The 18,428-nt window shown below is 70.2% G+C and carries 12 protein-coding genes and 2 pseudogenes; 11 read left to right on the top strand and 3 right to left on the bottom strand.

Going from position 1 to position 18,428, the window contains the following annotated elements; translation table 11 throughout:
- The 6 genes and pseudogenes from D474_RS0118245 to D474_RS0118220 all read left to right on the top strand — a co-directional run.
- Positions 1-342, top strand: a pseudogene (locus D474_RS0118245) (hypothetical protein); the annotation flags it as partial.
- Positions 343-994: 652 nt separating this feature from the next.
- A complete protein-coding gene (locus D474_RS0118240) occupies positions 995-1,978 on the top strand; it encodes an ABC transporter permease (RefSeq protein ID WP_017614964.1) in 984 nt (327 codons plus the stop codon).
- A 79-nt stretch (positions 1,979-2,057) separates the two neighbouring features.
- Positions 2,058-2,978 carry an ABC transporter permease gene (locus D474_RS0118235; RefSeq protein ID WP_017614963.1) on the top strand — a complete coding sequence of 307 codons (921 nt, stop codon included), beginning with the start codon at positions 2,058-2,060 and terminating at the stop codon, positions 2,976-2,978.
- 15 nt (positions 2,979-2,993) lie between these two features.
- Positions 2,994-5,187: pseudogene (locus D474_RS29215) on the top strand (dipeptide ABC transporter ATP-binding protein).
- Positions 5,188-5,265: 78 nt separating this feature from the next.
- The gene (locus tag D474_RS0118225) at positions 5,266-6,984 is read left to right on the top strand and encodes an ABC transporter family substrate-binding protein (RefSeq protein WP_017614962.1); all 1,719 of its coding nucleotides are present in this window, start codon (positions 5,266-5,268) and stop codon (positions 6,982-6,984) included.
- Positions 6,985-7,203: 219 nt separating this feature from the next.
- A complete protein-coding gene (locus tag D474_RS0118220) occupies positions 7,204-8,265 on the top strand; it encodes a pectate lyase family protein (RefSeq protein WP_017614961.1) in 1,062 nt (353 codons plus the stop codon).
- A 1,544-nt stretch (positions 8,266-9,809) separates the two neighbouring features.
- Here D474_RS0118220 and D474_RS32350 read toward each other — a convergent pair.
- Positions 9,810-9,956: a hypothetical protein gene (locus D474_RS32350; protein ID WP_017614959.1), complete on the bottom strand. Its 147-nt coding sequence runs from the start codon at positions 9,954-9,956 to the stop codon at positions 9,810-9,812.
- A gap of 770 nt (positions 9,957-10,726) precedes the next feature.
- Positions 10,727-11,773 carry a pilus assembly protein TadG-related protein gene (locus D474_RS0118205; RefSeq protein WP_026118602.1) on the bottom strand — a complete coding sequence of 349 codons (1,047 nt, stop codon included), beginning with the start codon at positions 11,771-11,773 and terminating at the stop codon, positions 10,727-10,729.
- A gap of 221 nt (positions 11,774-11,994) precedes the next feature.
- Between D474_RS0118205 and D474_RS30535 the strand changes: the two genes are divergently transcribed.
- Positions 11,995-12,990, top strand: a complete 996-nt coding sequence (locus tag D474_RS30535) for a hypothetical protein (protein ID WP_152476914.1) — start codon at positions 11,995-11,997, stop codon at positions 12,988-12,990.
- A 99-nt stretch (positions 12,991-13,089) separates the two neighbouring features.
- On the opposite strand, the gene D474_RS0118195 is transcribed toward D474_RS30535, so the two are convergent.
- Positions 13,090-14,010 (bottom strand): LysR family transcriptional regulator, encoded by a 921-nt coding sequence (locus D474_RS0118195; RefSeq protein ID WP_017614958.1) that lies wholly within the window; start codon positions 14,008-14,010, stop codon positions 13,090-13,092.
- Positions 14,011-14,111: 101 nt separating this feature from the next.
- Between D474_RS0118195 and gabT the strand changes: the two genes are divergently transcribed.
- From gabT to D474_RS0118180, 4 genes are all read left to right on the top strand, one after another.
- Positions 14,112-15,431: a 4-aminobutyrate--2-oxoglutarate transaminase gene (gene gabT / locus D474_RS0118190; protein ID WP_017614957.1), complete on the top strand. Its 1,320-nt coding sequence runs from the start codon at positions 14,112-14,114 to the stop codon at positions 15,429-15,431.
- Between the two features lie 31 nt (positions 15,432-15,462).
- A complete protein-coding gene (locus D474_RS33915; protein WP_275040801.1) occupies positions 15,463-16,260 on the top strand; it encodes an aldehyde dehydrogenase family protein in 798 nt (265 codons plus the stop codon).
- A complete protein-coding gene (locus D474_RS33910) occupies positions 16,146-16,877 on the top strand; it encodes an aldehyde dehydrogenase family protein (protein WP_275040803.1) in 732 nt (243 codons plus the stop codon). The genes D474_RS33915 and D474_RS33910 overlap by 115 nt, the downstream gene beginning before the upstream one ends.
- A 93-nt stretch (positions 16,878-16,970) precedes the next feature.
- A complete protein-coding gene (locus tag D474_RS0118180; RefSeq protein WP_017614956.1) occupies positions 16,971-18,404 on the top strand; it encodes a gamma-aminobutyraldehyde dehydrogenase in 1,434 nt (477 codons plus the stop codon).
- Positions 18,405-18,428 lie beyond the last annotated feature (24 nt).

Raw genomic sequence — 18,428 nt, 5'->3', positions numbered from 1 at the left:
CACCGGCTGCCTCCGGCGACCGCTGTACGTGCGGTGGGCGCGTGTGCGTCCGACGACGCCCGTGCGCTGGTGCGCGCGGCTGAACAGGGATGGGCCCCCGTCGTGGGTGCGCTGGCCCTGCGCCACCCCGTCGCAGCGGCCGCCGTGTCGGCCTCTGCGGCGCTGGCCGGACGCTCCACCCCCGCACGTTCGGCCGCCGTGGCCGCCGGTGCGGTGGCGCGCTCGGCCGGAACGTGGTGGGGCGCCTGGCGTGCGCGGTCGGTCGCGGCTCTCGTGCCCCGCGTGCACACCCCGCTGGCCGCACGCCGGGGATCTTGCTGCCAGAGCCAATATCGGCGCTGATTCTGGCTCCAGTAGCAAGATCCCCAGGAGAGGGACGTGCAGCTTGAGCCGGGTTCAACGCCGGGTGTTAGCTCTGGTTAACTTCTTTATTACCCTGAGTGAAAATGGTACGCGGTGCATTTTCGGGGGAGGCGGGGTCTGCAGTGCTGGTGGTGAAGGTGCCCGAGAGGTCTTCGTGATGGGGGCGTTTCCGGCACGTTTCGGGAAATCGTTCCGGAGGTCCGGGTCGCGCGGGTGGTCGTTCGCAGGAGTCAACGAGGTTTACTCCACGGGGGTGCCGGGGTGTCGTGTTCCCCGTGTGGCATGGGCTTCCGTGGCGGGTTCCTTCGTGGTAGCGATGTCCGTCGAAGGTTCGACAAAATGCGAGGTTAGGGTTACCTGAATTGGCGGCGTTGTCTTTTCTTGATGCGCTGGTTACCGCCGAGTGTCTAACGGTCCCGCAGAATCATGACATTCCGGCCACTGATCGTGGTCCGGTAGGAAGTGTGAATCGGCAGTCACCGGGAGTCACCCCATCCGGTGGTCGCGGGGTCACCCGAGCTGAACGAGTACCCCCGGATCAGCTCACGGCTCCGCCCCCCGTGGCCCCTGTTGCGTGACCGACCACAACGCAGACAAGCGCCGGGCTCGGCTGTGAGGTTCGGAGATAGTTTTGGGCAAGTTCCTGGCCAGGCGGCTGTTGAACTACGTCGTGTTGATCTTCCTCGCGACGAGCTTCGCCTACGTGCTCGCCGCGACGAACCTCGCGCCACGCGACTACTTCGAACAGATGCAGCCGCCACCCGATCCCGAGCTGGTCAACGCCGAGCTCGACCGGCTGAACCTCAACGACCAGACGCCGCTGGCCGAGCGCTACGCCAACTGGATGAGCGGGGTTCTCCTGGCCGGTGACTTCGGCCAGACCATCCAGGGCGGCAGCGTCACCGACCAGATGCTCATGAAGGCCGGGGTCACCCTGCGCCTCATCGTCGTGGCCACCCTCATCGGCAGCTTCATGGGCATCGCCATCGGCGCCTATGCGGCCGTCCGCCAGTACCGCGCCTTCGACAAGGCCGCCACCGGCGCCTCCTTCTTCGTCCTGTCGATCCCCACGGTCGTCATCGCCATCGTCATCCAGGTCGGGGCCGCGGCCTTCAACGACTTCATCGGGTTCACGTTCTTCCGGTACTCGGGCGAGTACACGGCCGGTGTCCAGGGCGAGTGGTGGGAACTGCTCATCAACCGCATCTACCACGCGATCCTGCCGACTCTCGTGCTCGCGCTCGCCCTGTTCGCCGCCTTCGCCCGCTACCAGCGCAACATGATGCTGGACGTGCTCGGCTCCGACTTCGTGCGCACCGCCATGGCCAAGGGGCTCACCCGGCGCAAGGCGCTGTTCAAACACGCCCTGCGCACCGCGATGATCCCGACCATCACCTATTTCACGTTCACGTTCGGCATGCTGGTCTCCGGCGCGACCTTCACCGAGAAGATCTACGCCTGGCAGGGCATGGGTGCCTGGCTCATCGACTCCATCGCCCGCCAGGACGTGCACGTGGTCGCCGCGGTCTCCTGGTTCATGGCGGTCACGATCATGCTGGCCTCGTTCCTGTCCGACATCCTCTACGCCTGGCTCGACCCGAGGGTGAGGGTGTGATGAGGCCCCGCAACCCCCGCACCACACAGCCCCAGCGCCCCACCAGTCCCATCTCGGCCGCCCCGTTGGAGACCACGGCATGAGCTCGACCACCGAACGCCCCGACCAGGGCAGCCAGACCGAGGCACCGGCCGTGCCCCCGGCCCCCAGCCGCCTCAAGGACGTCCTGCGCCAGCTGGTCGCCACCCGCCGCGTCATCATCGGTTTCGCGATGCTGGCCGGCCTGGCCCTGCTCGCCTTCCTCGGACCCGTCATCAGCCCGTGGGGCATCACCGAACGGGACTACCTCAGCACCCTCGAAGGCCCCTCGCCCGAGCACTGGTTCGGCACCAACCGCACCGGACAGGACATCTTCACCCAGTCCGCAGCCGGCCTGCAGAAGTCCCTTCTCATCGGCCTGCTCGTCGCGATGATCTCCACGGCCGTGGCAGCGCTCGTCGGGGCCTTCGCCGGCTACTTCGGCGGAATCACCGACCGCGCCCTGATGTGGGTGGCCGACCTCGCGCTGGTCCTGCCCAGCTTCGTGATCCTGGCGATCCTGTCCAAGCACTTCATGGGCGCCAGCGGCTGGCTGGTCCTCGTCGTGCTCCTGGCCGGGCTCAGCTGGATGGTCACCTCCAAGATGGTGCGAGGCATGACCATCTCGCTCCGGGAACGCGAGTACATCCACGCCGCCAGGTTCATGGGAGTGCCACCGCGCAAGATCATCCTGCGCCACATCCTGCCGAACATGTCTTCCCTGCTCATCGCGGACGCCACCATCATGGTCAGCACTGCGATCATCGGGGAGACCGCGCTGAGCTACTTCGGACTGGGTGTGCAGCCGCCCGACATCACCCTGGGCATCGTCATCGCCGACGGCGCCAACTTCGCCACGACCGCCCCGTGGATGTTCCTCTTCCCCACGGCGCTGCTCGTGCTGTTGGTGCTCGCAGTCAACATGATCGGGGACGGGCTGCGCGACGCCCTCGACCCGACCTCGAAGTCGCGCCGGTCCTAGGGGGAACACAGCACCATGAGTATCGACACCATCCAAGGGCACGAGCCCGCACTCGAGGCCGGCGCCACCGCGGACACCCCCGTCCTGGAGGTCACCGACCTCAACGTGACCTTCCGCGGGTTCGGTAACAACCCCGACGTCAACGCCGTGCGCGGCGTCAGTTACAGCGTCCGCAGCGGCGAGGTGCTCGGCATCGTCGGCGAGTCCGGGTCCGGAAAGTCGGTCTCCTCCATGGCCGCCATGGGTCTGCTGCCCGACCACGCGACCATCACCGGGTCGGTACGGCTGCACGGCGAGGAGATCCTCGGCCTGGAGGACAAGGTGATGGCCCGCAAGCGCGGCAAGGTCATCTCCATGGTCTTCCAGGACCCGCTGTCGGGGCTGACGCCCGTCTACACCGTCGGCGACCAGCTCGCCGAGGCCGTCACCACCCACCACCCGAAGATCCCCAGGGCCAAGGCGCGCGAGCGGGCCGTGGAGCTCCTCGACCTCGTGGGCATCCCCAACCCCGAGCACCGGTACCGGTCCTTCCCCCACGAGTTCTCCGGTGGCATGCGCCAGCGCGTCATGATCGCCATGGCCATGGCCAACGACCCCGACGTCATCATCTGCGACGAACCGACCACAGCCCTGGACGTGACCATCCAGGCGCAGATCCTCGACCTGCTGCAGACCGCGCAGAGCCAGACCGGCGCCGCCATCGTGATGATCACCCACGACCTCGGCGTCGTGGCCGGCTTCGTCGACCGGCTCCTGGTCATGTATGCCGGCCGCCCCGTGGAGATCGGCACCGTCGACGAGATCTACTACAGGAGCCGCATGCCCTACACCATGGGCCTGCTCGGCGCCGTACCCCGCATGGACCACGAACGCCGGGGCGCCCTGGTGCCCATCGAGGGCAACCCGCCCTCGCTCACCGACCTGCCGCCCGGGTGTCCGTTCGCGCCGCGCTGCCCCATCGCGCAGCCCGAGTGCGAACTGGCCGAGCCCGAACTGCTCACGGTGGGCGCCCAGCCCTCCGCCGAGACGATCCGCGCAACCGCGGACGAGAACGGGCAGCCCCCCGCGCAGGTCGAGGACACCGGGGACCGACGAGTGGCCTGCATCCGCTCCGGTGAGATCGAGACCAACGACTGGACCGCCCAGGACATCTACCCGGTGCCCGACATCCCCGAGGCCGAAGGCACCGGGGGCGAGCGCGGCCACCGCGACGAGATGCTGCGCGTGCGCGACCTCATCAAGCACCACCCCCTCATGAAGGGGGCCGTGCTCAAGCGCCGCGTGGGCACCGTCTACGCCGTCGACGGCCTCGACTTCGACATCCGTGAGGGCGAGACCCTGGCGCTGGTGGGCGAGTCCGGGTGCGGCAAGTCCTCCACGCTCATGGAGATCCTCGGTCTGGAGAAACCCCAGCGGGGCTCGGTCGAGGTCATGGGCCGCGACGTGTCGACGCTGTCCAAGGCCGAACGGTTCGCCCTGCGCAAGGACATGCAGATCGTCTTCCAGGACCCCATGAGCTCCCTGGACCCGCGCATGACGGTCTTCGACATCATCGCCGAGCCCCTGGTCACCCACAAGGTGCCGCGGGACGAGATCACCCGCCGCGTGTACGAGCTCGTCGGCCTGGTCGGGCTCGACACCGGGCACGTCACCCGGTTCCCCGCCGAGTTCTCCGGGGGGCAACGCCAGCGCATCGGCATCGCCCGCGCCCTGGCCCTGGAACCCAAACTCCTCGTGCTCGACGAACCCGTCTCCGCCCTGGACGTGTCGATCCAGGCCGGCGTCATCAACCTGCTCGAGGAGCTCCAGGCCCGGCTCGGGCTGGCGTACCTGTTCGTGGCGCACGACCTGTCGGTGGTCCGGCACATCGCCGACCGGGTCGCGGTCATGTATCTGGGGCGGATCGTGGAGATCGGCGACACCGACTCCGTGTACAAGAGCCCCTCGCACCCCTACACCCAGGCGCTGCTCTCGGCCATCCCGGTGCCCGACCCGGAGAAGGAACGCGGCCGCGCCCACATTGTCTTGGACGGCGACCTGCCCAGCCCCGCGAACCCGCCTTCGGGTTGCAGGTTCCGTACGAGGTGCCAGAAGTTCGTCACGCTCTCCGCACACGATCAGGAGCAGTGCACGGGCGTGGAACCGCAGATCCTTCCCGTCAACGGCGNCGCCCTGCCATTTCGCCGAGCGGCAGGAGGGGGCCGTGTGAGCGGCCGCCGAGGTTCCGTCTGGCAGGGCCGGCGCCGCCCCGCGCGCTGGTCGACGCACCCCTAGGAGGAAAACCCCCATGCGAATCGGGAAGTGGCGTTATCTCGCCCCCGCCGCAGCCCTGGTCCTCATGGCCAGCGCGTGCGCTTCCGACGACGGCGACGGCCAGGACGGCCAGGAGGAGGCCGAGGCGCTGCCCGCCTCGGACCTCAACCCGGCCGACCGCGACGACCTGCAGGACGGCGGTGACTTCGTCCTCGCCCTCAGCGAGTACGAGGACCAGCACAACCTCGCCCACGTGCAGGGCAACAAGGCAGACGTGCGCCGTGTCATCGGCGCTGCCATGCCCTCCGCCTCGGTCTTCGACGACGAGGGCGGGTACGAGAACGACCCCGACTACGTGCTCGACTACGGGGTCAGCGACGACGGCCTCGAGGTGTGGTACGAGCTCAACCCGGACGCCGAGTGGTCCAACGGCGAGCCGGTCACCTGGGAGGACTACGAGGCCAACGCCATCACCCGCAGCGGCCAGCGCGACGGGGACTTCGAGCTGGGCTCCACCGTGGGGTACGAGCGCATCGAATCGGTCGAGCAGGGCGACGACGAGTTCTCGTTCACGCTGCAGCTGAGCGAGCCCTTCGGTGAGTGGCCCACGTTCTTCAACGAGCTCTACCCGGCCGAGTCCATGGAGGACGACGAGGCCTTCGACGAGGACTACTACCGCGACCTGCCCCTGACCGCCGGGCCGTTCGGCGACGCCGAGTTCGACGAGGTCGCCGAGCGCATCACCCTCCACAAGAACGAGGACTGGTGGGGGGACGAGCCCAAGCTCGACCGCATCATCTTCGACGCGATGGACAGCGACGCCATGGCGGGCGCCTTCGACAACGGCGAGATCGACGCCTTCTACCTGGGCTACGACGCCGCCGCCTACCAGCGCCTGCAGGACCAGGAGGGCGACGGTGCCTACTTCACCCGCGCCGTCAACCACGGTCACCGGTTCATCAACCTCAACGGCTCCAGCCCCCGCCTGGAGGACCAGCGGGTGCGCCAGGCCGTGGCCCTGAGCATCGACCGCGAGGTCATGGCCGAGGTCGCGCTCGGCTCCGTGGACTGGCCCATCACCGGCGAGGTCAACCGCCTGCTGCGCTCCAGCCAGCACGGTTACCAGGACAACAGCGGCGAGCTGGGCGGCGTCGACATCGAGCGTGCCGAGGAGCTCCTCGACGAGGCCGGGTGGACCCTGGACGGCGACGACACCGTCCGCACCAACGAGGACGGCGACGAGCTCACCATCGACTACATCGTCTCCGAGGGTCTGGAGATCGCCCAGGACGAGGGCGAGATCACCCAGGAGATGCTCGGCGAGGTCGGCATCGACGTGCAGATCCAGCAGGTCCCGGCCAACGCGCTGTTCACCGAGTACATCACTCCGGGCAACTTCGAGATGGCCGCGTTCGTGCTCACCGGGCAGCACCCCTTCCACAGCACCACCAAGGGCAACTACGGCGGTCCGCTCGACGAGGAAGGCGAGGACTGGGGCAACAACAACAGCCAGTACTCCACGCCCGAGATCAACGACCTCTTCGACGAGATGGCCGAGGAGACCGACGAGGACCGCTACGCCGAGATCGCCAACGAGATCGACGCGACGCTGTGGGACGAGGTCGTGACCATCCCGCTGTACGAGCGGCCGGGATTCTGGGTCCAGGACGAGAACCTGCACAACTTCGGTGAGTTCGGGCTCGCGTCCGCGTGGACCTACGAGGACATCGGCTGGGCGGCCGAGGGCGAGTGACCCCCGACCGCCGACTCCACCCGGAACCGACCGGTTCCCCACGGTGACCACCGGGGCGCCGTGCCTTCCCAGCGGAGGCGCGGCGCCCCTCTGCGTGTGCGGGATCGCCTGCTGTGCCGGGTGTCCCGGAGCGTGGCCGGTTCGGATGATGCGACAATCGGGGGCACCATCCCCCGCGGACCGCGCCTTCCCCCACCCCCGCTCGCTGGAAAGTTCTCGATGCGACTGCACCCGATCGTCCTGCAGGTCCCTCTCGCGCTGCTGTGCGCGGTGCTCGTCGCCTGCTCGCAGCAGGCCGACCCCGACCCCTCGGACCCGCCCGTCGGCGCCGATGCCGACCCGGAGCAGGGGGAGGCCGAGGAGTCCGGGCCGTCGCCCGAGGAGGAGCAGGCCGAGACCCCTGTCGGCTGGGCCACCGAGCCCGCACCCGCCGACGGCGAGGAGGACGACGGCGAAGCGTCCGCGGAGCCCGAGGACGGCGGCGGTGTGACCGGGGGAGGCGACACCGAACCGGTGACCGCCACCGGTTCCGACGAGCTGACCGGGTACCTGGAGGAGGACGGTCCCCTCGTCGTCGAGCTGGAGGGCGCCATCGAGCTCGACGGGGACGTGCAGGTGCCCTCCGACACCACGCTCGTGGGGTCCGACGGAGGCACCGCACTCACCGGGGGCGGGCTGGTCGTGGACGGGGCCGACAACGTCGTGCTCAGCGGCCTGGCCTTCGACACCGACGAGACCGCCGTGTCCGTCCGCGGCGGGGCGGGCAACGTGTGGGTGCACCGCTCCACCTTCACCGGCGGCGACGGCGGGACCCTGCTCGAGGTCGCCGACGGCGCCGACCACGTCACCGTGGCCTGGAACCGCTTCAGCGAGGCCGACTCCGCCCTGGCCATCGGCGGCGCCGACGACGAGCCCGGCGCGCTCCACGTGACCGTGCACCACAACCACTTCGACGGGACCGCCGGCCACCACCCCCGCGCCCGCAACGCCGAACACGTGCACGTGTTCAACAACTACTTCCGGTCCAACGCCGAGTACGGGGTGGAGTCCGCCCACGCCTCGAACGTGCTGGTGGAGGGCAACTACTTCCAGAACTCCGAGCTCTCGGTCACCCCCGACGAGGACGACCCCGGCAACATCGAGGCACGCGACAACCTGCTCGTGGACACCCCGCAACCCGAGATCCGCGGCGAGGTGGCCGACCCGCCCTACGTCTACGAGCTCGACCCGACCACAGAGATCCCCGACCTGGTCGGGGACGGGGCCGGCGTCCCGGACTGAGCCGGCCGCGCTCAGGACAGCGCGTGCACGTCGTAGGTCTCCCCGGTGCCCGCCCCGTCGTCGTGCACGAATCGGCGCGGTAGGCCGTCCGTGTCGATCCACAGGTCGAACCCGGTCTCCTCCACCGGTGAGAGCACGTTCTCCTGCTCCTGCGGGTCGTAGCCGCCCACGAGCGCGGTTAAGGTGCCGGTGTAGCGGTGCGCAGGAACCCGCTCCGAACCGTGCGAGTCCCCGTCGTCGGGGTCGTCGGACAACGGAACCAGGTCGGTGTGTTCCTCGCCCTCGTACCGGAGGTCCTCCGACGAGGCCAGCACCTCCCAGAGCTTGGCCGAGGCGAAACCGCGTGTGCACAGGTAGGAGTCGGCGTCGGAGGGTGGCTCGATCACCGACGGTTCCGGATCGCCCGGCCCCGCGGCCAGCGAGCACCGTCCGTCGGACGCCCCGTGGCGCACCACCCGTGTGCCGCCCACCGCGGTGAACGTGTGCTCGAACCGCGGTTCCGATCCGGGGTCGAGGACGGCCCGCCCGTGCCCGCGCTCGGTCGGGGCTGCCTCGACCGAGGCCAGTCCCACCGACGCGTCCGTTCCCGCCCCGTGTACGAAGAAGACCACACGGAACCCCTGTGCGGCGTCCACCCTCAGCGCCGCAGACCGCACNGGGGCCGCCGACAGTGGGCGGGGCTCCTGCGCAGCCGGCGCCCCGGGGTCCGGGCCGTGTGTGATCATGTGCCCCGCCTGCCACCCGGCCACCGTCACGGCCGGGCACAACACCACCGCCGTGGCCACCAGCAGCCAGTGGGGTCTGCGACGCGGCGCGTCGGGTCCGGGGCCGGTCTCGGTGCCGCGGTCGGGTGGATCCGGCGAAGACACGTCCAGGGCCTCGCTTCTGACGGGAGGTGCCCGGCGGGTCGAGGTACCGGCTCCGGGCATGATGCGTACGCGGGGTATGACGCAGCGTCATCGCCTTCCGTTCGAGAACGGGGCGTACGTATTCCGATCCGACCTGGACGAACCGCAGTGCGTACTGCGCACGCGGGTCCTCCACGACCGGACGCAGGAACGCGAACGTGCTCGTGTGGGACAGCCGTTCCCACACCTCCTGCGAGCCGTGCTCCCAGAGCGTGGTCACCACCCGGCGCGCCACCGTCGAGGCACTGAACCGTCCGCTGGTGAACAGCTCGTGCAGCTCCTCCGCCTCCAGACGCAGCACCGTCTGCTCCAACACCGGGGCGTCCAACAACCCCAACAGCGCCAAGGCGCAGTCCACGCGCGACACCGGGTCCGGAACCAAGACCCCGTCCAGGCAGCGCCGCACCGCGTCCGCCGCCTCCAACGGGTCCAGGGTCCACTCGCCCTCCGGGACCGGCACCGGGGCCTCTTCGACGTCCTCGCCCAGAGCCCGCCCCACCGCCGTACTCGTGCCGCCCGAGACGCGGTCCCACGGAACCCCCGCCGCCACCGCGGCCACCGACGCCGCCACCAGCACCACCACCGCCGCGTACTCCAACACCCCCGCACCCCCGTCCCCGCGCACCCGCCGACACCTCACCGCGGCACCGGCGCGCGCCCGCGCAGCCGCCACGGGGCCCGGTGGCCGGCCGCGGAGCGCTGGTGCCCGCGCAGCTCGGTGGCGCGGGCCAGAAGGGTGTCGTGGAACGGCAGGCGGGCGGTGGTGTGCGCTTCGGTGTCCATGGGCCCAGGTTCGGGCCGGGCCGGGCCCGCCACAAGAACGGATCTTCAACCTGTGGACAACCACGGACGCGAGGAACGTCGCCGTGGCCCGCGCGGATCTTGCTACCAGAGCCGGTATCAGCGCTGAACCCGGCTCCAGTAGCAAGATCCCCGACCTGAAACCGGACACCAGTCACCCGAGTCCCACAAGAAACAGCGAACAGATGCGGCCGGGAGTGCGCGGGGCGTGCCGTTGCCGTCGCAGGAACGAGCTGCCGCCCGCACGCCGCAAGCGTTGGTCGCAATGGGGCCACCACAGGGGGTGGTAGTTGCAGTTGGTCGTGGCCACCGTTCTTTTGGGCTGCCAGGGGGCCTCGGGGGAGAGGGTGGTTCGTCGAGATGGGGCGGGTCAGCCCGGCCAACAGGGCCGGAACGCACACCCCGAGGCGCCGTGCCCGACCTACCACCGGCCTGCCACCGTCACCGCACATCCCGAAGGTCCGGCGGGGCGCCGGAGCGGGTTGCGTGCAGGCCCGGCCGGGCTACGATCCCGGCCCCGACGAACGACCACCCCCGAGGCAACACCACAGAGCACCACCCCGGCGACGTTCCGAGCCTCTACTCCGGGCCCCCGGCGACGTTCCGAACTCCTACTCCGGACCCCCGGCGACGTCCCGAACCCCCACTCCGAACCCTCGAAGGCCCCTGGACTCTGCCCCTGGACTCTGCCCCTGGACTCTCCCCTGGACTCCGCCCCTGGAATCCGCCCCTGCAACCCCTCGCCGGGCCGGTCAGCGCATGGGCGGCGGGCCGATCGCCAGGTGGATGTGGTCCACGTGGCCCTGGGTGTTGCCCGCCCCGATACCGTGCGGACGCCCTGTGCCCGGGAACGTGCCGCTCGGGTCGCGGGCTGGGTTCCAGATCTCCCGGTCGTAGATCAGTCCCTTGACCCCGAGCTCCTCGTGGTTGTCGATGACCCAGTTGACGACCGTCAGCGCCGTCTCGTCCATCTGGTCGGTGGGTTCTCCGCCCAGCGGCGCGACCATGTAGTCGATCGCCTGCCCGTGGCCGTGGTCGCTCCCGGGTTCGTCGCGGTAGCCGCCCGCGGACAGGTAGAAGCCGGGGAACTCCTCGTTGAGCACCTCGTGGGTCTCGCAGGCCTCCGGGATCACGTCGAGGGACCCGCAGGAGACCGTGGCGCCGCTGGCGAAGACCACCGCGTCCGGGTCGAAGGTGTACTCGCCCTCCTCGTCGACGAGGTTGACGTCGATGAGCCCCCGGGCCGCCGAGGCGTCGTCGACGCTCGAACCGTTGCAGTTGAGGGCGTCGCCGTCCCGGTCGCAGTCGGTGGGGGAGTGCACGATCGCGATCGCCGAGGCGTTGCCGGTGATGGTGTCGACGTTCTCCTCCTCGCCGTCGCACACCGTGTCGTTCCAGCTCTCGCGGCCGGCGTCCTCCTCCAGCTCCTTCTGGCACAGGGCCCCGCGCACCTCCACACGCACGATGTTGCCGTTGCGCCCCATGGTGTTGTCGCTGGCCCGGATGTCGGTGAGCACCGCGTCGTTGGCGCGCGCGTACTCCTCGGCGCGCTCGGTGGCGGCGTCCTCGTCGTAGACCGGCATGGGGAAGGACCCGCCGGCGAGCTCGGAGGCGGCTTCGTCCTGAATCGCGCTCGCGGCGGCCAGTGCGGCCGAGTCGGCGGCGGTCTGGGCCTGTGAGCGCAGGTCGTTGGCGCCTCCCACACGCACGAACAGGACGGTGAGGGCGAGGAGGGCGAGGGTGAGACCGAACAGCAGCAGGATGCTGGCCTGTCCCTGGTCGTCGCGGAATCGTCCCATGCTGGATCCTGGTGGGTGGGGGAACGTGGGGGCAGTGGCCGCACGCGGCAGGATATCCCGCTGTGTGATGGTTCGGTAGTGGGGTGTGGACAAAACGCAGCGGCACTGTAGGACATTCTGTGCAAGGTCCCGAAACCCACCACCGAGCGCAAATAGTATTGCTGAGCGTGCGGCCTGATAACACCCGGGTCGGAATTTCGGCGCGACTAGAAAGCGGACCCATGAGTGCCCGAAAGGCGATGACCCCCGCCGAGCAGGACGACCTCCTCCGCCGGGTGTCCGGCGAGCTGCTCGCGTCCGCGCCGGCGGACTGGGTCAAGCTCCGGCTCGTCTACACCGGGTTGGTCGACTTCGCGACGGTGCGACTGGAGGCGATGTTCTCCGACGGGCGCATCGAGCACTGGCTGCCCCCGGCGTCGGCCCCCCACCTCATGGCCGAGCTGCGCAGCGGCATGTACCTCGAGGCCAGGGGCACCTGGTACACCGCCCACCTGGAGGTCGACCGCCCCGGGCACTACACCGTGCGTTACGACCACGACGAGGAACCCCACTTCGGGGAGGTCCGCCCCGACCGCAGCTTCGCCCTCGACCACGTGTGCTTCCCCCGCGGGGTCGACCACCGGCCCGACTGGCTGCAGCTCAAGCTCATGGGCGCGGCCGAGGAGAGGGACGAACCGCTGCCCGAGCACGTGGACGACCTTCCGCCGGAGTGGGCCACCCACACCGACGCAGCACTGCTGCGCGAGACCGGCGCCTCCCCCGGCGGGCTCACCCCCGAGGTGATGATGGACGTGGTGCAGGAGATCGTCGACCGCACCTTCGACGCCCTGCGGCCCAAGGGCGAGTGGACCGGCATCCTCATCGACCACAAGGAGGTCGTCGGCGTCGCGGAGACCCGCGTCAGCGTGGACTGGGTGGGCTCCGGGACGGAACTGGAGTGGTTGCCCGCCGAGGCTGACCGGCTCCTGTACACCCTGCGCACCGGCATGTACCAGCAGGGCAAGGGCACCTGGTTCCGGGCGCGTTTCCGGATCGGGGAATCGGGGGATATCGCGCTGGAGTTCGACCAGAAGAACCCGCCGGAGTTCGATCCCGCCCCGGACCCCCGGTGTTACCTGTGGGACGTGCAGCGCTTCCCGCGCAGCTCCGACCACATTCCGGACTGGTTGCTCGACCGGTTGAGCGAGGCGCAGCGGATCACGAAGGCGCAGGCCTGACGCGCCCCTGAAACCCCTGGGGAAATGCGGTCCCTCGCGCCGGGTCCTTTTCGTGTGACCCAAGGTGAATATGGGGTGAATGTACGCCGATGGAGGTTTTCATTCGCCCGGTGTGTTTCCGCGGGCCGATCCGCTCACGTCCAACGTCTCCCCGTAGCGCTGCCGGCAGAAGTCCTGCAACCGCCGCGCCATGGTCTCCAGCACCGCGTGTGCGTGGTGGTCGTGGGCCCACACCGCGTGCAGGGAGACCGCCAGCGTGTCCTCGCCGTCGGTGATGCGCTGCGGCAGGAGTCCGAACCGGGGGTCGTCGGTCACCACCGCCACGCCCCGGCCGGCGCCCGCCAGCGCCTGGGCGATCTCGCCGTTGAAGGTCTCCACCACGGTCCCGTAGTGCGCGCCCAGGCCCCGCACCGTGTGGTCGAGCAGGCGGCGCGCGGCGAAGTCCCGGTTCGGTAGGACGAGGTCCCCGTCCACGAGCGCGCCGACCCCGATGCTCTCCGCGTCCGCCCGCCGGTGGTCCTCCCGCACGTACGCGTACACCGGCAGTCGGGCGAGGGGCAGGCCGGAGAACCCCGGCGGGGGCCGGCGCGTGGTGATGCCCAGATCGACCCTGGAGACCAGGTCCGGCAGGTCGGGGTCAATGTCGATGCTGGTGACGCTGGGTTCGGGGTCGGAGGCGTCGAAACCGGCGATGAAGGGCGCCACGATGTCGACCAGCGTCGTGCTCGGGGCGCCGAAGGACACCGACATCAGGCGCCCGGCCGACAGGTGCGCGGCGAGCCGTTCGGCCTGGTCGAAGCGGCGCATCAGGTCGCGTGCCTCGGTCAGGAACTCCTCGCCGGCGCTGGTCAGGCTCAACCGCACGCCCGTGCGCTGGAACAACCGGACCCCGATCGCCTTCTCCAGCTGCTTGACCTGCCGGGACAGCGCGGGCTGGGTCATGTGCAGGCGCGCGGCGGCGTGGGAGACCGTGCCCTCCTCGGCGACGGTCACGAAGTAGCGCAGCAGGCGGATCTCCATGCTTGCTGAGCATACGTCATCAAAGAAACAGGCATTGGACAGCATAAAAGCTTGTGGGGACCATGAATTGAATCCCACGTCACACCATTCAGGGGGCTTTCATGGCCGACCTCGCTCAGTCCCGACACCTCGGGTCCGCGTTCCCGGGGCCGCGCGCACAGGCGCTGGCCGACCGCCGCGACGCCACCGTGCCCCGGGGCGTCTCCGCCGTCATGCCGACCTTCGCCCACCGCGCCGGCGGAGGCATCGTCGAGGACGTCGACGGCAACCGCCTCATCGATTTCGCCTCCGGGATCGCCGTGACCACCGTCGGTGCCTCCGCCCCGCGGGTGGTCGAGGCGGTGCGCTCCCAGGTCGAGGAGTTCACCCACTCCTGCTTCATGGTCACGCCCTACGAGCAGTACCTGCAGGTGGCCGAGCGCCTCGCCGACCTGGTGCCCGTCGCCGGCCCGGCCAAGACCGCCCTGTTCAACTCCGGGGCCGAGGCCGTGGAGAACGCCGTGAAGGTCGCCCGCGCCCACACGGGCCGCCAGGCGGTCGCCGCGTTCGACCACGCCTACCACGGGCGCACCACACTCACCATGGGCCTGACCGCGAAGAACATGCCCTACAAGCACAGCTTCGGCCCCTTCGCGTCCGAGCTCTACCGGGTCCCGGGCTCCTACCCGCTGCACGACGGGCTCGACGGCGCCCAGGCGGCCGCGCGCACCATCGACCAGCTCGAGAAGCAGATCGGCGCGCAGAACCTGGCCGCTGTCGTCATGGAGCCGATCCAGGGTGAGGGCGGCTTCATCGTCCCCGCACCCGGGTTCCTCGCCGAGGTCGTGCGCTGGTGCCGCTCCAATGGCGTCCTCTTCATCGCCGACGAGGTCCAGACCGGGTTCGCCCGCACCGGCCGCTGGTTCGCCTCCGACCACGAGGGCATCGAGCCCGACATCGTCACCACTGCCAAGGGCATCGCCGGCGGCCTGCCCCTGTCCGCCGTCACCGGCCGCGCCGAGGTCATGGACGCGCCCCACGCCGGCGGGCTCGGCGGAACCTACGGCGGCAACCCCATCGCCTGCGCCGCAGCGCTCGCCGCTGTCGACACCATCGAGGAGGACGGCCTGCTGGAGCGCGCCGTCCAGGTCGAGAAGATCGCCACCGACCACCTGCTCAGCGCCCGTGAACAGGACCCGCGCATCGCCGAGGTCCGGGGACGCGGCGCCATGCTCGCCCTCGAGCTCGTCGACCCCGGGACCGGAGAGCCCGACGCCGCCCTGACCGCCCGCGTGGCACAGCAGGCACGCGACGCCGGGGTCATCACCCTGACCTGCGGTACCTGGGGCAACGTCATCCGACTCCTGCCGCCGCTGACCATCGGCGACGACCTGCTCGTCGAGGGGCTCGAGATCCTCACCGGCGCCCTGCGGCGTTCCTGAACCCGACCGACCCGACTGGAGGAACACGACCATGGAGCGTGCACACGCCGGTGGCGCCGCAGCCACCTTCGACGTGACCGACCCCGCCACCGGCGCCGTGGTGGGCACCGTGACCGATCACGGGCCGGACTCGGCCCTGCAGGCGCTCGCCGAGGTCCACGGAGCCTTCGCGTCCTGGTCGGCCACACCGCCGCGCCGGCGCTCGGAGATCCTGACCGACGCCCACCGGGGCATGATCGCGGCCAAGGACCGCCTCGCCGCCCTCATCGTCGCCGAGAACGGCAAGTCCCGTGCCGACGCCGAGGCCGAGGTGGGCTACGCGGCCGAGTTCTTCCGCTGGTACGCGGAGGAAGCGGTCCGGGTCCCGGGCCACTTCGGCACGGCCCCCGGGGGAGGGGTGCGCAACGTCGTCACCCGTGCCCCGGTCGGGGTCGCTGCCCTGATCACACCCTGGAACTTCCCCGCGGCGATGGCCACGCGCAAGCTCGCCCCGGCCCTGGCCGCCGGGTGCACCGCCGTCCTCAAGCCCGCCGCGGAGACCCCGCTGACGGCGCTGGCGATCGAGGAGATCCTGCTGGAGGCCGGGGTGCCCGAGGGTGCGGTGCGTGTGGTGCCCACGACCGCGGCCGCTCCGGTGGTCTCGGCCTGNCCTGGACCGCCGCCCGCCGTGTGCGCAAGCTGTCCTTCACCGGCTCGACCGGTGTGGGCCGCACTCTGCTGTCCCAGTGCTCCGACCGGGTCCTCAACACCTCGATGGAGCTGGGCGGCAACGCCCCGTTCGTCGTCGCCGAGGACGCCGACATCGACGCCGCGGTGCAGGGCGCGATGATCGCCAAGTTCCGCAACTCCGGGCAGGCCTGCACGGCGGCCAACCGCTTCTACGTGCACAGCCGGGTCGCCGATGCCTTCGTCGAGCGTTTCGGCCGGGCGGTCGAGGCCCTGAAGGTGGGGCCGGGCGAGAAGGGCGCCGACATCGGTCCGGTCATCTCCGACGCCCAGGCCGACGGCATCCGCTCCCTCATCGAGTCCGCCGTGGCCGACGGTGCCGAGGTGGCGCACCGGGCCGAGGTCCCGTCCGACCTGCCGCGTACCTTCGTCGCGCCCACGATCCTGACGGGGGTGGCCCCCGACGCCGCCGTCGTGCGGGAGGAGGTCTTCGGTCCGGTGGCGCCGGTCCTGGTCTGGGAGGACGAGGACGAGCTGGTGGAGCAGGCCAACTCGACCGAGTACGGGCTGGCCTCCTACGTCTACGCCGGTTCGGCCGACGCGGCGATGCGCATCGGTGAGCGCCTGGAGGCCGGGATGGTCGGCATCAACCGCGGGCTCGTCTCCGACCCCAGCGCGCCCTTCGGCGGCGTCAAGCAGAGCGGGTTGGGGCGCGAGGGCGCTGACCAGGGGCTCGACGAATACCTGGAGCCCACCTACTTCTCGGTCGACTGGTCCTGAGGCCGAGGAATCAGTGCGGGGTGATGTGTTGCCCATCACCTCGCACGCCCATAAAATGAACACACATCATTTTTTCGCCGCCGAGGAGACCTCATGGCCAACGCCCTCAGGAACTACGTCAACGGCGCCTTCACCGACGCGCACGGGCAGGGCGCGATCGACGTCGTGAACCCCGCCGACGGGGCCACCGTCGCGGTCTCGCCCGTCTCCGACGGGGTCGACGTCGACCGGGCCTTCACCGCCGCCCGTGAGGCGTTCGAGACCTGGAAGGACGTCACCCCGGCCGAGCGTCAGCGCCTGCTCATCAAGCTGGCCGAGGCGGTCGAGGCCCACGCCGACGAGATCGTCGAGGCCCAGCACCGCAACACCGGCCAGCCGCGCTGGATGATCTCCCAGGAGGAGATCGGCATGGGCGTGGACCACCTGCGCTTCTTCGCCGGGGCCGCCCGCACGCTCGAGGGCCGCGCGGCCATGGAGTATATGGAGGGGCACACCTCCTACGTGCGCCGCGAGCCGGTCGGCGTTGTGGCACAGGTGACCCCGTGGAACTACCCGCTGCTCATGGCGGTGTGGAAGCTGGGCCCGGCCCTGGCCGCCGGCAACTGCGTGGTGCTCAAGCCCTCCGACACGACCCCGGAGTCCACCCTGGTCCTGGCCCGCCTCATCGGCGAGATCTTCCCCGCGGGGGTGGTCAACGTCGTCCTGGGCGACGCCTCCACCGGGCAGCTCCTGGTCGAGCACCCCGAGCCGGCCATGGTCTCGCTCACCGGTTCGGTGCGCGCCGGCCGCGAGGTCGCCGCCTCCGCTGCCAAGGGCCTCAAGCGCGGCCACCTCGAGCTCGGCGGCAAGGCGCCCGCCGTGGTCTTCGCCGATGCCGACCTGGCCGCCACTGCCAAGGCCGTGGTCGAGTTCGGGACCTTCAACGCGGGCCAGGACTGCACCGCCGTCACCCGCATCCTGGTCGAGGAGAGCGCGCACGACGAGTTCGTGGGCCTGCTCGCCGAGGCCGCCCGCGCCACCGCCACCGGCAACGCCGACGAGTCGCAGAACGACTTCGGGCCGCTCAACAACGTGCGCCACTTCGGCTCGGTCAAGGACAAGCTCGAGCGCCTGCCCGAGCACGCCTCGGTGGTCACGGGCGGCGGCCCCGTCGAGGGCTCCGAGGGCTACTTCTTCCGGCCCACCGTGGTCACCGGCCTGCGGCAGGACGACGAGCTGGTCCAGGAGGAGACCTTCGGCCCGGTCCTGACGGTGCAGACCTTCAGCTCCGAGAAGGAGGCCGTCGCCCTGGCCAACGACGTCGATTACGCCCTGGCCTCCAGCGTGTGGACCTCCGACCACGGCACGGCCATGCGCCTGACGCGAGCCCTCGACTTCGGCTGCGTCTGGGTGAACACGCACGTGCTGCTGGCCGCGGAGATGCCCCACGGCGGCTTCAAGTCCTCCGGCTACGGCAAGGACCTCTCGCTCTACTCGGTGGAGGAGTACACCAAGGTCAAGCACATCATGCACGCGCTGGAGGTCTGAACGGCTCCGCGCGGGCCCCGAGCG

The organism is Nocardiopsis salina YIM 90010, from assembly GCF_000341025.1.
Lineage (GTDB): Bacteria > Actinomycetota > Actinomycetes > Streptosporangiales > Streptosporangiaceae > Nocardiopsis > Nocardiopsis salina.
The sequence above is the reverse complement of the archived record's forward strand: the minus strand, read 5'-3'. Positions and strand labels throughout refer to the sequence as shown.

Coding starts and splice junctions, on each gene's coding strand:
- D474_RS0118235 (WP_017614963.1), top strand. CDS start 2,058: ATGAGCTCGACCACCGAACGCCCCGACCAGGGCAGCCAGACCGAGGCA.
- D474_RS0118225 (WP_017614962.1), top strand. CDS start 5,266: ATGCGAATCGGGAAGTGGCGTTATCTCGCCCCCGCCGCAGCCCTGGTC.
- D474_RS0118220 (WP_017614961.1), top strand. CDS start 7,204: ATGCGACTGCACCCGATCGTCCTGCAGGTCCCTCTCGCGCTGCTGTGC.
- D474_RS32350 (WP_017614959.1), bottom strand. CDS start 9,956: ATGGACACCGAAGCGCACACCACCGCCCGCCTGCCGTTCCACGACACC.
- D474_RS0118205 (WP_026118602.1), bottom strand. CDS start 11,773: ATGGGACGATTCCGCGACGACCAGGGACAGGCCAGCATCCTGCTGCTG.
- D474_RS30535 (WP_152476914.1), top strand. CDS start 11,995: ATGAGTGCCCGAAAGGCGATGACCCCCGCCGAGCAGGACGACCTCCTC.
- D474_RS0118195 (WP_017614958.1), bottom strand. CDS start 14,010: ATGGAGATCCGCCTGCTGCGCTACTTCGTGACCGTCGCCGAGGAGGGC.
- gabT (WP_017614957.1), top strand. CDS start 14,112: ATGGCCGACCTCGCTCAGTCCCGACACCTCGGGTCCGCGTTCCCGGGG.
- D474_RS0118180 (WP_017614956.1), top strand. CDS start 16,971: ATGGCCAACGCCCTCAGGAACTACGTCAACGGCGCCTTCACCGACGCG.